General features: G+C 74.9%; 10 protein-coding genes and 1 pseudogene. 5 read left to right on the top strand and 6 right to left on the bottom strand.

What is annotated here, in order from left to right:
• The 3 genes from IEY99_RS17760 to IEY99_RS17750 all read left to right on the top strand — a co-directional run.
• Window positions 1–489: DUF305 domain-containing protein (locus IEY99_RS17760; protein WP_189204518.1), on the top strand; the 489-nt coding region annotated here is incomplete at its 5' end.
• Window positions 490–537: 48 nt separating this feature from the next.
• The gene (locus tag IEY99_RS17755; protein ID WP_189204516.1) at window positions 538–1,041 is read left to right on the top strand and encodes a MarR family winged helix-turn-helix transcriptional regulator; all 504 of its coding nucleotides are present in this window, start codon (window positions 538–540) and stop codon (window positions 1,039–1,041) included.
• A gap of 10 nt (window positions 1,042–1,051) precedes the next feature.
• The gene (locus tag IEY99_RS17750) at window positions 1,052–1,597 is read left to right on the top strand and encodes a GNAT family N-acetyltransferase (protein WP_189204514.1); all 546 of its coding nucleotides are present in this window, start codon (window positions 1,052–1,054) and stop codon (window positions 1,595–1,597) included.
• Here IEY99_RS17750 and IEY99_RS17745 read toward each other — a convergent pair whose 3' ends face one another.
• The 3 genes from IEY99_RS17745 to IEY99_RS17735 all read right to left on the bottom strand — a co-directional run bounded on the left by IEY99_RS17745 (window position 1,598) and on the right by IEY99_RS17735 (window position 4,647).
• Complete coding sequence (locus IEY99_RS17745; protein ID WP_189204512.1) at window positions 1,598–2,767, bottom strand: outer membrane protein assembly factor BamB family protein; 1,170 nt, start codon at window positions 2,765–2,767, stop codon at window positions 1,598–1,600.
• A 75-nt stretch (window positions 2,768–2,842) separates the two neighbouring features.
• Complete coding sequence (locus IEY99_RS17740) at window positions 2,843–3,481, bottom strand: response regulator (protein ID WP_071805627.1); 639 nt, start codon at window positions 3,479–3,481, stop codon at window positions 2,843–2,845.
• Entirely contained in the window at window positions 3,478–4,647 is a 1,170-nt protein-coding gene (locus IEY99_RS17735; RefSeq protein ID WP_189204510.1) for a sensor histidine kinase, read from the bottom strand. Before IEY99_RS17735 ends, IEY99_RS17740 begins: the two co-directional genes overlap by 4 nt.
• 150 nt (window positions 4,648–4,797) lie before the next feature.
• On the opposite strand from IEY99_RS17735, the gene IEY99_RS17730 reads away from it, so the two are divergent.
• Together IEY99_RS17730 and IEY99_RS17725 are read left to right on the top strand one after the other, a co-directional pair.
• Complete coding sequence (locus tag IEY99_RS17730) at window positions 4,798–5,589, top strand: ABC transporter ATP-binding protein (RefSeq protein ID WP_189204508.1); 792 nt, start codon at window positions 4,798–4,800, stop codon at window positions 5,587–5,589.
• Window positions 5,586–8,156 carry an ABC transporter permease gene (locus IEY99_RS17725; RefSeq protein ID WP_189204505.1) on the top strand — a complete coding sequence of 857 codons (2,571 nt, stop codon included), beginning with the start codon at window positions 5,586–5,588 and terminating at the stop codon, window positions 8,154–8,156. Before IEY99_RS17730 ends, IEY99_RS17725 begins: the two co-directional genes overlap by 4 nt.
• 40 nt (window positions 8,157–8,196) lie before the next feature.
• Here IEY99_RS17725 and IEY99_RS17720 read toward each other — a convergent pair whose 3' ends face one another.
• From IEY99_RS17720 to IEY99_RS35280, 3 genes and pseudogenes are all read right to left on the bottom strand, one after another.
• Entirely contained in the window at window positions 8,197–10,161 is a 1,965-nt protein-coding gene (locus IEY99_RS17720; RefSeq protein ID WP_189204503.1) for a response regulator, read from the bottom strand.
• A complete protein-coding gene (gene cheB, locus IEY99_RS17715; protein ID WP_189204501.1) occupies window positions 10,158–11,288 on the bottom strand; it encodes a chemotaxis-specific protein-glutamate methyltransferase CheB in 1,131 nt (376 codons plus the stop codon). Before cheB ends, IEY99_RS17720 begins: the two co-directional genes overlap by 4 nt.
• Window positions 11,285–12,508, bottom strand: a pseudogene (locus tag IEY99_RS35280) (ATP-binding response regulator); the annotation flags it as partial. The gene cheB and the pseudogene IEY99_RS35280, both read right to left, overlap by 4 nt.
• Window positions 12,509–12,960 lie beyond the last annotated feature (452 nt).

The following is a 12,960-nucleotide window of genomic DNA, read 5'->3' as shown; positions in this document are numbered from 1 at the left end:
GGGTCCGGGCCCGCGCCGGCGCCGGCCCCGGCGTACGGCGGCACCGACGTGATGTTCCTCCAGATGAGCCTGGCCTACGCCGACCAGGGGGACCGGGTCGCCGGGCCCGTCGTGCGGCGGGCGGCCGATCCGCGGCTGCGCGCGCTCGCCGCCGAGATGCGCGAGCAGTGCCGGGCCGAGGCCCGGACCATGCGGGACTGGCTCACCGGCTGGCGGCAGCCGCCATCCGCCGACCCCGCGGCGGGCGCCCACGCGGGGCACGGCGGGCTGCACTCCCTGCGCGACGCCGACATCGCCGAGCTGACCGCGGCGCGCGGCGGCGACTTCGACCGTACGGCGGTGGGCCTGCTCCTCGGCCATCTGCACCGCGGCGTCGAGGTGAGCCGCATGGAGTCGGCCGGTGGCCGGTACCCGCCCGCGCGCGAGCTCGCCGACCGGATGACGGCAGCCCGGCAGGCCTGGATCCGGCGCCTGCTGGCCCTGGCGTAGCCCGAACGATCGCTCGTTGAAGCTTCAAATCGCCCGTACGATGGGCGGGTGAGTGCCGAACCACGGACCCGCTGGCTGAGCGCCGAGGAGCTGGAGTCCTGGCTGCCGGTCGGGGGCCTGCTGCTGCGGCTCCCCGCCGCGCTGGACGCCCAGATGCAGCGCGACTCGGGTCTGAGCCACTTCGAGTATCTGGTGCTGGCCAACCTCTCCGAGGCGCCCGGCCGTACCCGCCGGATGAGCGCCCTGGCCGCGCTGGCCAACGGCTCCCTGTCGCGGCTGTCCCATGTGGTCAAGCGGCTCGAGGGCCGCGGCTGGGTCGAGCGCGCCGCGTGCCCGCAGGACGGGCGCTACACCAACGCGGTCCTCACCGAGGCGGGCTGGGAGAAGGTGCGCCGCAGCGCCCCCGGCCACGTCGAGGCGGTGCGGGCGCTGGTCCTGGACACCCTCACCGGTCCGGAGCTGGCCCAGCTCGGCGAGATCGCCCGGCGGGTCCTGGCCCGGCTCGAAGCCGCGGAGCCGAATCAGGTCGCCACCCGGCCCGGGCGGCGCTGACCTGCCCGCCATGGCACAGCTGATCACCCCGACCACCCGGCTCCACGCCCAGTGGCTCGCCGCGCGCGACGAGTGGGGACGCGGGGTGCATCAGGACGGCTCGGGACTGCGCCCGGGCGACGAGGTGGACACGGCCCGGGGATTCGCCGCCTTCGTCGCCCGGCTGCGGCGCGAGCCGGACCCCGCGATCCCGCCCGCGCCGGGCTGGGTGCACTGCACGTACTGGTGGATCGTCGAGGACGACGGGGTGCTGGGCGCGATCGCGTTGCGCCACGAGCTCACCGACACGCTGCTCGAATCGGGCGGTCACATCGGCTACGGCGTGCGGCCGGGCGCACGCCGCCGCGGCCTCGCCTCGTGGGCGCTGGCACAGGTGCTGGCGAGCGCCCGCGACCTCGGCCTGGAGCGGGTGCTGCTGACCTGTGACGTCGCGAACGAGGCGTCGCGCCGCACGATCGAGCGCCACGGCGGCGTGTGCGAGGACGTGCGCGACACCCCGCACGGCCGGGTCCGGCGGTACTGGATCACCCTCACCGCGAACCCGGCCGAACGTTGATCAGGGCGTGTAGGCCTTGACCGTACGCCCGTTGGTGACGAAGAGCCGCCCGCCCGCCGCCACCACGTGGTCGGTCGCCGTGCCGAACGAGCGGACCGTCCTGCCGCTGGTCGGCGCCAGCACCATCAGCGACTTGCCGCTGGTGGCGTAGAGCAGGCCGCCGGCGCGGACCGGGTGGCCGGGCGTCTTGAGGGCCCGGGTCCACAGCAGCTTGCCGTTCCTGGTGTCGTACGCGTTGAACCGCCCGGCCGACGCCACGTAGACCCGCCGCCCGTCGGTGGCGAGCTCGCCCGCCTCGTTCTTCACCGTCCACAGCGTCGCGCCGGTGCCGGCGGCCAGCGCCCGCAGGCCGGTGGGGCCGGAGACGTAGAACTGGGCACGGACCGGGTCGGCGGCGCGGGCCGTGTACCGCAGGCCGGTTGCCCAGTGGTCCAGGCCGGTCGTGACGGACACCGCCTCGGTGCGCGGGGTACGGGTGTGCGCGAGCAGGACCCGGCCGCCCCGGGCCACCGGGCCGGCGAGGACGGCGTTCGGGCGGCTCCACAGCGACGCGCCGTCGGAGATCCGGAACGCCTCGACGCCGCGGTCGGCGTCGTCACAGGTGCCGCAGTAGCCGGAGACGACGACCGCGCCGTGGTCGACCACCATGGTGTCGGTGGTCCACGGGGTCAGGCTGCTCCACCGCTCGGTGCCGGTCGCCGCGTCGAGGGCGATCACGTTGCTGTCGTAGCTGCTGTTCGAGTAGCAGGCGATGTCGGTGACGACCACGGTGCCGCCCGAGACGGCGAGGCCGGTCGCCTCCAGGTAGCCGGCGAAGTACGACCACAGCCGCGTGCCGGTCCTGGTGTCGTAGGCGCCGACGCCGTTGCCGTCCGGCTCCAGGACGTACATCCGGCCGCCGGCGACGATCGGGGCGACCGGGTTCAGCGGGCAGCTGTCGACGGCCGCCCGGGGGGTGACCGTCCAGCGGGTCTTGAGCTTGCCGACGGTGGAGGAGTTGATCACCGACTCGGACGGGTTGTAGAAGGTGTGGCCGGGACCGTACCCGTCCTGGGTCCAGTTCTCCGGCGGCGCCGCCGCGGCGGGGGCCGCCGGGGCGGCGAGGGCACCGAGGGCCAGGAACGCTGTCGCCACGGCCAGGCCGCGACGTGCACATCGCTTGAGCTGCATGGGCACGATCGTCGGCGGACCGCCGGGACAACAGGGCGAGTTCGGGCGAACCGGGGCAGAATCCCTCGTTCGGGGTCAGCCCACCAGACGACGCTCCCAGGCCCAAGCGGCGATCTCCACCCGGTTGCGGGCGTTGAGCTTGGTCTGCACGCTGCCGAGGTGCGTCTTCACCGTGCCGACCGAGATGAACAGCTCGGTCGCGATCTCGGCGTTGGTCAGGCCGCGCGCGGCGAGCTTCACCACGTCCAGCTCGCGCGGCGACAGGCCGCCGTCGTCGTCGCTGGGCGCGGGCGGGGACAGGTGCTCCAGCAGCCGCACGGTGATCGACGGGCTGATCAGCGCGTCCCCGGAGACCGCCGCGCGCACCGCCTCCACCAGCAGCGCCGGGCCGGAGTCCTTGAGCAGGAATCCCGCCGCACCGTTGCGCAGTGCCTGGTGCACGTACTCGTCGAGGTCGAAGGTCGTCACGACGACCACCTTCATCGGGTCCGCCACGCCCGGGCCGGCGAGCAGGCGCAGCGCCTCCAGGCCGTCCATCCGCGGCATGCGGATGTCGAACAGCGCCACGTCCGGCTTGAGCTTGCGCGCCATCGCGACCGCCTCGACGCCGTCGGCCGCCTCGCCGACCAGCTCCATGTCGGGCTGCGCACCGATGATCATGCCGAAGCCGGTGCGTACCATCGCCTGGTCGTCGGCGATCATCACGCGGATCACCGCGTCACCTCCTGGTCCAGGGGCAGGGCCGCGTCGACCACCCAGCCGCCGTCGATGCCCGGCCCGGCGGTGATGCGCCCGCCGACCGCGCGGACCCGCTCCTGCAGGCCCACGAGACCGTACCCCGGCGCCTCCCGCGGCGTGCCGGCCCTGGGCGGCAATCCGTCGTTCGCCACCCGGACCAGCAACCAGTCGGGGGTACGGCGGATCCAGACGTCGGCGACCCGCGCGCCCTGCGCGTGCCGGCGGATGTTGGTCAGCGCCTCCATCACCACCCGGTAGGCGGAGGTGGAGACCTCGACCGGGACGCCCTCGGTGCTGCCGTCCAGGTGCAGCCGCGCGAGCGGGCCGCCCGAGCTGGTGAACTGCTCGAGCAGAGGGCTCAGCTCGTCGACCCCGGCCAGCGGCGTCAGCGGGGCGTCCGGCTGCGCGTTCGGGTCGCGCAGCACGCCGACCATGCGCCGCATCGACGCCATCGTCTCGGCGCCGGCGGCCTCGATCTGCTCCAGCGCGAGCAGCACCCGCTTCGGGTCCTGCTCCGCGATGAAGCGGGCGCCCTGGGCCTGCACCACGATGCCGGTCACGTGGTGGGCGATGAAGTCGTGCAGGTCCCGGGCGAACTCCGCGCGCTGCTCCGCGCGGACCGCGTCCATCGCCCGCAGCCGGGTCGCCTCCAGCGTCCGCAGATAGATGCCCAGCCCGATGACGGCCGTGCCGGCCAGGCCCTGGGCGAGGCCGACGATGACCATCGCGTAGTCGAAGCCGCTGCGCAGCGGCAGGAAGCCGAGGGCCATCCCGGTCGCCAGCACCGCGCCGACGGCCCACTGCGGATCGCCGCGCCGGCTGACCACGAACAGCACGCCGAGCAGCCCCACCGCCTCGGCCAGACCGTAGCTCCCGCCGTAGCCCGAGCTGGCGCCCACGACGAACGTGAGCAGCAGCGAGAAGGCGGCGAGCGCCATTGCGACTTTCGGCAGACGCTTCGAGCCCTGCCGGTGCCGGCGCAACCACACCACGGCGGTGGCCACCGCGCTCAGCACCTGCAACAGGGCGATGTCCCCGCCGGAGGCCATGCCGTTGGCAAGATCGAACAGGCCCAGGCAGGCCATCACGAAGAGGCCACCGAGCTGGGCCAGCCGGAAGAGCAGGGCGCGTTGCGTCAACATCGTGACCCAGCGTAATGGCTGCTCCGGCGGCCTCCATCGGCCGAAAGGCAGATCCACGCCCGGCGCCGTTCCTCACCGCCGGCCGATGTGCCGCCCGCCGGGTCTCCCGCAAGATCTCTCCGGTCAGATCACCCAACCCGGAGGCATCCCATGTACTCGCCATCCCCGGCCGCCGCGCCGCTCACCTCTGCCGACGGCGGACCCGACGGGCATCTCACCGCCGTCGCGGCCGTGGACCTGGTCAAGGTGTACGGCAGCGGCGACACCGCCGTGCGCGCCCTCGACGGTGTCACCGTCGGTTTCGCCCGCGCCCAGTTCACCGCCATCATGGGGCCCTCCGGCTCCGGCAAGTCCACGCTCATGCACTGCCTCGCCGGCCTCGACACGGCCACCTCGGGACGCGCCCTGCTCGGCGGCACCGACCTCACCGTGCTCTCCGACAAGGTGCTGACCAAGGTCCGCCGCGAGCGCATCGGTTTCGTCTTCCAGTCCTTCAACCTGCTCCCGCAGCTGACCGCCGAGCAGAACATCACCCTGCCCCTGGACCTGGCCGGACGCACCGCCGAACGCGGCCTGCTCGCCCGCCTCACCGAGGTCCTCGGCATCACCGAGCGGCTGCGGCACCGTCCCAGCGAGCTCTCCGGCGGCCAGCAGCAGCGCGTCGCCCTCGCCCGCGCGCTGGTCTCGCGTCCCGAGGTCGTGTTCGCCGACGAGCCGACCGGCAACCTCGACTCCCGCTCCGGCGCCGAGGTGCTGTCGTTCCTGCGCAACTCGGTGCGGGACCTGGGCCAGACCGTGGTCATGGTCACCCACGACCCGGCCGCCGCCGCGTACGCCGACCGGGTCGTGCTGCTCGCCGACGGCCGCATCGCCGGCGAGATCGACCGCCCGGACCGCGCCTCGGTCGCCGAGGCCCTGCAGCACCTGGGGAACCAGCGATGAAGGTCCTCGGCACCCAGCTCGCCGGCGTCGCCCGCCGCCCCGCCCGCCTCCTGCTGACCGGCCTGGCCGTCCTCGTGGCCGCGTTCGTCGTCTACGCCACCGTCCTCGCCCAGGAGATCACCGAGAAGACCGCCATCGAGGGGTTCAGCGGCACCCCGGTCGCCGCGGACCTGGTGGTCGGCCCCGGCGGCGACAACGAGTTCGCCGACATCGAGGTCCGGCCCGAGGACATCGCCAAGTTCAAGGCCGTTCCCGGCGTGGCGGAGGTCGCCGGCCGGCCCCGGGCGGGCGCCGAGCTGAACGGCGACTACCTCGAGTTCGTGGCCGACCCGGGCAGCGGACCGCTCGCCACCGTCCACGCCGCGAAGGGCACCTACCCGGCCGAGCCCGGCCAGATCGCCGTCAGCCCGCGTACCGCGGACCGGATGGGCCTGGCGATCGGCAGCACGGTGACCATCCACACCGGGCGGGACAAGGACAACAAGCCGATCAAGCCGGTGAAGCTCACGGTCACCGGGATCGTGGACGCGGACAGCGACTTCGGCGGCACCGCGTACGCGCCGCAGAGCACGGTCTCCCTGCTCCAGGACTCGAACCGGATGCAGCAGGTGGAGCTGCGGCTCGAACCCGGCGCCGACGCCGCTGCGGTGACCGCCGCCGCGGAGCGGATCATCGCCGCGACCCCCGCGCCGCCGGAGGGAAGCCCCCGGCCTCAGGTCCGCACGGGTGCGGACGTGCGGCTCGCGGAGGCGCAGCAGGCCGCCTCCGGCATCAAGGAGCTCTTCCTCGCGATGGGCATGTTCGTGGCGATCGCCGTCTGCGCCGCCGGCCTGGTCGCCACGTCGACGTTCCGGATCGTGTTCGCCCAGCGGATGCGCCAGCTCGCCCTGCTCCGCGCGGTCGGCGCCGGGCGCGGCTCGCTGTGGCGCGCCCTCGCCGTCGAAGGGGCGCTGACCGGATTCGTCGCCGGCACCGTCGGCGTGCTGGGCGCGCTGGCGTTCGGCCAGGCGGTGCCGCCGCTGCTGCGCGCCTTCGACATCGAGGTCTCCTCGCCCGGGCTGCCCGTGCTGCCCGCCGTCGGCGTGGTCCTGCTCTCCACCGTGATCACCGTGCTGGCGGTGCTGGCCCCGGCGCTCTCGGCCGCGAAGGTGGCGCCCCTGGAGGCGCTGCGCTCGGCCAGCACGACGGCCGGGCGCAAGGGCATCGGCAAGGTGCGCGGCGCGTTCGGTCTGCTGGTCACGAGCGGTGCCGCGGTGCTGGCCGCCTACGTCGTCGCCAACCTGCCGGGCCGCGACACCAAGGACTACGACGCCGAGCCGATGATGTTCGCGGTCCTGGGCTCCGCCGGGCTCGCCTTCCTCGCCCTGATCGCGCTGGGCCCGCTGCTGGTGCGCCCGGTGCTCGCCACGGTCGGCTGGCCGCTGCGCCGGCTCGGGCCGGTCGGCCGGCTCGCCGTCGGCGGCGTGGGCGGGGCGCCCCGGCGCGCCGCCGCGGTGTCGGTGGTCGTCGCGCTCGGCGTCGCCCTCATCGCCGGCGTGGTGGTGACGGGCGCCTCGGCCCGGACGCTGGCCGACCGGGAACTGGCGTCGTCCGCCCCCGCCGACTTCGAGCTGACCGCCAGCGCCGACAACGGCACGGTGCCGGCCGCCGTCGTGGACCAGGCGAAGGCCAGCCCGGACCTGACGCACGTCACGGCGTACCGGCGGCTCGACAACGTCGTCCTGTCCGGCGGGGACAGCAGCTGGAGGATGCGCGCCTCGGACCTGTCCATGACGGCACTGCCGGAGCTGCAGAAGATCGACGTCACCGCCGGCTCGCTGGCCGCGATCGGGCCCGGCAAGGTCGCCGTGAGCAAGTACGCCGCGGAGGACAACGGGGTCGAGGTCGGTGGCACCACCACGCTGACGGCGGGCGCGAAGAAGGTCCAGGTGGAGGTGGTCGCGATCCTGCCGGACTCGGGGCCGCTGCAGTCGGAGGTCGTCGCCGACCCGAGCGACCTCACCAAGCTCGGCGCGGCGGCCGCACCGAACGGGTTGCTCGCCGACGCCGCCAAGCCCGGCGAGGAGGGACGAACCGCCGGTCAGAAGGCGATGCGGCAGCTGGTCGCCGGCAAGACCGACCTCGGCGTCACGGTCCTCGCCGACCAGCGCGACGACTACGACAAGATGATCACCACCATGCTCGCGGTGGTCATCGGCCTGGTCGGCCTCACGGTGCTGATCGCGGTCGTCGGCGTCGGCACCACGACCGCCCTGTCGGTGGTGGAACGCGTCCGCGAGTCCGGCCTGCTGCGTGCCGTCGGCCTCTCCCGCGCCGGCCTGCGCACCATGCTGACCACCGAGTCCAGCCTCTACGGGGTCATCGGGGCGACGGTCGGCCTCGCGCTCGGCGTGCCCTACGCGTGGCTGATGATGAAGGCGCTCGGCGTCAATCTCCCGCTGGAACTGCCGGTCGGGCAGCTCGCCCTGGTCTTCCTCGCCCTGGTGGTCTTCACCGCCCTGGCCGGGGTGCTGCCGGCCCGGCGGGGCGCGAAGGTCAGCCCGGTCGCGGCCCTGGCCACCGAATGAGCGCGGCGGCCGGCCCACCCGGGCCGGCCGCCCCTGCCGCTCAGGTACGGCGCGCGGGCGGGAGGGTGAACCAGAACGTCGCCCCCCGCCCGTCCTCGCCCTCGGCGTGGATCTCGCCGCCGTGGCGCTCCACCGCCCGGTGCACGGTCGTCAGGCCGATGCCGGTGCCGGGGAAGTCGTCAGCGCTGTGCAGCCGCGCGAACGGGCGGAACAGCGCGCTCGCCTTGCCCGAGGGGAACCCCGCCCCGTTGTCCCGGACGTGGTAGCGCGCCTCCTCGGCGGGGCCGTCCCAGCCCACCTCGACGACCGGCTTCTCCACTTTGCGGGTGAACTTGCAGGCGTTGTTGATCAGGTTCTCCAGGATCACCCGGACCAGGCCCTCGTCCGCGTCCGCGGTCATCGCCTCGTCCACCCGGAACTCGATCTTGCGGTCCGGGTCCCGGGCCTCCACCTCGCGAATGACCTGCCACACGGTCTCGGTCAGGTCGAAGCGCCGCCGGCGCAGCTCGCCGCGGCTGGCCCGGGAGAGGATCAGCAGCGACTCGACCAGGTCGGCCATCCGGGTGGCCGCCGCCTGGATCCGCTCGATCCGGTGCCGCACCTGCGGGCTGAGCGGCTCGTCCTGCTCCTCGTCCTCGTCCAGCATCGCCTCGACGTAGCTGCTGATCACCTGCAGCGGTCCGCGCAGGTCGTGCGAGACCGAACCGCTGAACGCCTCGAGCTCCCGGTTGCGCCACTCCAGCTCCTCCACCAGCGCCGCGCGGGTCTCGGCGAGCTGGCGCGCGGCGCGCTCGCCGGCGGCGTCGAGCTCGCGCCGCATGAGCTCCTCGCGGATGCGCCGGCTCTCGTCGAGCGACTGCTTGCGGCGGATCTGGGCGCGGACGTGCGCCCGCAGGGTGTCCGCGCCGTCGGCCGAGCGCACGTAGTCGTCGGCGCCCGCGGCCAGGCTCTCCAGCAGCGCGTCGTCCTGGTCGCCGATCATCACCAGCGGGGTGTCGCCGATCTGCGGCGCCTCCTTGATCCGCGCACAGGTCACGCGGGCGTCGCGGTCGAGGTGCAGCACGATGCAGTCCACGGGCTGCGCGGCGAGCAGGTCGAGCGCCTCGTCGCCGCCGCTGGCCGCGATGACGTCGTAGCCGTCGGCGCGCAGGGTGCCGCCCCACTCGTCGAGCCGCCGCCGGTCCGCGGTGACGGCCAGCACCTTGCCCGGGCCGTGCAGGCTGCCGATCACCTCGATCGGCAGCTGCTCGGCGCTGGTGCGCAGCACGGCCGCCAGCTTCGCGAGCACCACGGCCAGGTCCTGCTGCTTGCGCACGAACGCGTCGGCGCCCGCCTCCAGCATCTGCACCTCGGTCGCGTAGTCGTCGGCGGCCGTCATCAGCAGGCAGGGCGTGTCGCGCAGCGCCGGGTCCAGGCGCAGCCGCCGGATCACCGTGGCGCCGTCGATGCCGGGCATGACCCCGTCGACGATCACGGCCTGCGGGCGCCGGTCGGCCGCCGTGCGCAGGCCCTCCTCGCCGGACGCGGCCGTGATCACCGCGTACCCCTCGGGCTCGAGCAGCTGCCGCAGCCGCTCGCGGAAGGTCAGGCTGTCGTCGATGACCAGCACGGTCGGCCGCGCCTCGGCGGTCGTCGTGTCGTCGCCGAGGAGCTGGCGGGAGCGGGCCACGACGTAGCCGGAGTCGTACGGCTTGCCCACGTACTCGTCGGCGCCGGTCCGCAGGCCGTGCAGGCGGTCCGCGACCTCCGCCTCGCTGGACAGCAGCAGCGTCACGGTCCGCTCGCGGCCCGGCAGCGCGCGCAGCTCGCGCAGCAGCTCCACGCCGTCGGCGTCGGGTAGCAGCACGTCCAGCACCGCCACGTCGAAGCCGCCGGAATGGAACGCCGCGCGGGCCTCCTCACCGGTCGCGCAGAGCCTCGTGGCGAAGCCGTCGGCCTCGAACGCCTCGTGCAGGTCCATGCGCACGGTGAGGCTGTCGTCGACGATCAACACGGTCGGCGTCATCGGCGCACCCCCGCGACCGGGGCCTGCTCGGCCAGCCGGGCGGCGATCCGCGCCGGCGGCAGGATGTACGCGGCCGCGCCCAGCAGCGCCGCCTCCCGGGGCATGCCGTAGACCACGCAGCTCGCCTCGTCCTGCGCGTAGGTCACCGCACCGCGGGCGCGCATCCGCAGCAGCCCGTCCGCCCCGTCGCGGCCCATGCCGGTGAGCAGGCACCCGGCGGCCCCCGCGCCGCACTCGGCGGCCACCGAGTCGAACAGCACGTCGACCGAGGGCCGGCAGGAGTGCCGCGGCGGCGCGTCGCTGAGCCGCACGAGGCCGTCGGCGACCAGCATGTGCCGGTCCGGCGGGGCGAGCAGCACCCGGCCGCCGAGGCTGCGCAGCGGCACCCCGTCGCGGGCGTAGGTGACGTTGCGCCCGGTCTGCCCGGCGAGCCAGTCGGAGAACGCCACCGCGAACGGCTCGCTGGCGGCGATGTGCTGCACGCACAGCACGGGCGTCCGGAACCCGGCCGGCAGGGCCCGCAGCAGCTCGGTGAGGGCGCCGGGACCGCCGGTCGACGCGCCGACCGCGACCGCCTGCAGCGCCGTCTCGCGCACCGGGGCCGCCGGGGCATGGACGGCCGGCAGCGGCGGGGGCGCCGACACCGGCGGGGGCGCCGACACCGGCGGGGGCGCCGACACCGGCGGGCTCGCGCCCCGGTTGCGCCCGTCGAGCCGGGCCCGCGGGTGGGTGATCACCCGGATCCGCGACACCATCCGTACGGCCGAGCACAGCCGCCGTCCCCAGTCGGCGTCGGAGGCGTCGCCGCGCGGCTTCTCCAGCACGTCGACCGCGCCCGCGGCCAGGGCGTTGTACGTGCTGAACAGCTCCTGCCGGTCCGCCGAGGAGACCACCAGGATCGGGGTGGGGAACTCGGCCATGATGTGCTCGGTGGCGGCGAGCCCGCTCATCGTCGGCAGCATCATGTCCATCGTCACCACGTCCGGGCGCAACCGGCCGACCAGCTCCACCGCCTGGGGCCCGTCCAGCGCCTCGCCCACCACCTGCAGCTCCGGGTCGGCGGCCAGGGACTCGCGCAGGTGGGCGCGCATGGTCGCCGAGTCCTCCACCAGCAGCACCCGGATCATGCCGGCACCAGCCTTCGGATGTGGGCGAGCAGCTCCTCCTGGTTGAACTCGCCTTTGACCACGTACGCCGCCGCGCCGACCGCCGCGCCGCGGGCCCGGTCCTCGGCGCTGGCCCGGGAGCTGACCAGGATCGCGGGCACACCGGCGAGCTCGGGGTCGGCGCGCGTCTCGGCGACGAAGGTGAAGCCGTCGATGCCCGGCATGTCGATGTCGGTGAGGTAGAGGCCGTACCGCCGCGAGCGGGCCTTGTCGAGCCCCTCCTCGCCGGAGGCGGCCAGGTCCACCTCGTAGCCGGCGGACTCGAGGATGCTGCGCTCGAGCATGCGGGTGGTCAGCGAGTCGTCGACCACCAGGATGGGCAGCCGGGGCGCGGGCTCCGCCGGTGCCGCGCCGCCGCCGACGCGCGCCGCCTCCGCGACCACGCCGTGCGCGTCGAGCACCAGGCGCGGATTGCCGTCGAGGTCCATCGACACCCCGCCGATCACCGGGGCGGCCGGGGCGAGCTCCGGCAACGGCCGGACCACCAGGGTCGAGGTGCCCGCGAGCCGGTCCACGCCGACCGCCACGCTGCGCCCGTCGGCGGCGACGACCACGGCCACGCCGGGACCGCCTTCCTCCTGGTCGACCGTGGTTCCGGCGTAGAGCGCGCGGGCCAGCGGCAGGAACGGCAGGGCCTCGCCGTCGTGGGCCAGCTTGCCGGTCACCACCGCGGTCGCCGCCTGCTCCGGCCGCAGGCGTACGCAGGTGCGTACCGAGTCCAGCGGCACCGTGGCGACGGAACCGGCGGCCTCCACGATGAGCCCGTGCAGCGACAGCAGCGCCAGCGGCAGGACCAGCTCGACGGTGGTGCCCCGGCCGGTCGCGGTGCGGACCCGGACGTCGCCGCCCAGCTGGTCGGCCACGTCGCGGGCCACGTCCATGCCGATGCCGCGCCCGGCCACCTCGGTCACCGTGGGGGAGGTGCTGATCCCGCCGCGCAGCACGAGGTCGAGCAGCGCCTGCTCACCGGGGTCCGTCGAGCCGGGCATCAGCAGGCCGCGCGCCTCGGCGGTGCGTCGGACCGCCGCCAGGTCGAAGCCGCGGCCGTCGTCCGTGCACAGGAACGCCGCGTAGCTGCCCCGGCGCTCGACCGCGACGGTCACCGTGCCCTCGGCGGGCTTGCCCGCGGCCAGCCGGTCGGCCTCGGGCTCGATGCCGTGCACCACCGCGTTGCGCACGATGTGCAGCAGTGCGCTGCTCGCCAGGCCCAGCACGTGGGGATCCATCCGCAGGTCGCCGCCGCGGCCGTCGAAGCGCACCCGCCGGCCCTGTGCCTCGGCGGCGTCGCGCACGGCCCGGCGCAGCGCGGTGAAGATGCTGGAGGCGGCGACCAGGCGCAGCCGCTCGGCCCGGCCCCGCACCTCGTCGAGCTCGCGTTCGACCTGCTCCACGGTGTCGACGAGCTGGCGGCCGAAGGTGCCCAGGTCCGCCGCCAGGCGCACCGCCGATGCGCGGGCCGTCGCGGTCTGCTCCGCGGTCCGGCCGGCGCGCAGCTGGTCGGCGAGGGTCTCGGCGGCCCGGCGCAACCGGTCGAGGGCGGCGTTGCCGGTGCGCAGCGGGGCGAACCGCGCGTGCGCCTCGCCGACCGCGTCGAGCAGGTCGTCGACGTCGGCGGTCGCCGCGCGGGCGGCGG

It is taken from the genome of Couchioplanes azureus, from assembly GCF_014648355.1.
Classification (GTDB): Bacteria; Actinomycetota; Actinomycetes; order Mycobacteriales; family Micromonosporaceae; genus Actinoplanes; species Actinoplanes azureus.
Note: the sequence above shows the minus strand (reverse complement) of the source record. Positions and strands in the feature narration are given on the sequence as shown.

Coding starts and splice junctions, on each gene's coding strand:
- IEY99_RS17730 (WP_189204508.1), top strand. CDS start 4,798: ATGTACTCGCCATCCCCGGCCGCCGCGCCGCTCACCTCTGCCGACGGC.
- IEY99_RS17735 (WP_189204510.1), bottom strand. CDS start 4,647: ATGTTGACGCAACGCGCCCTGCTCTTCCGGCTGGCCCAGCTCGGTGGC.
- IEY99_RS17720 (WP_189204503.1), bottom strand. CDS start 10,161: ATGACGCCGACCGTGTTGATCGTCGACGACAGCCTCACCGTGCGCATG.
- IEY99_RS17750 (WP_189204514.1), top strand. CDS start 1,052: ATGGCACAGCTGATCACCCCGACCACCCGGCTCCACGCCCAGTGGCTC.
- IEY99_RS17745 (WP_189204512.1), bottom strand. CDS start 2,767: ATGCAGCTCAAGCGATGTGCACGTCGCGGCCTGGCCGTGGCGACAGCG.
- IEY99_RS17725 (WP_189204505.1), top strand. CDS start 5,586: ATGAAGGTCCTCGGCACCCAGCTCGCCGGCGTCGCCCGCCGCCCCGCC.
- cheB (WP_189204501.1), bottom strand. CDS start 11,288: ATGATCCGGGTGCTGCTGGTGGAGGACTCGGCGACCATGCGCGCCCAC.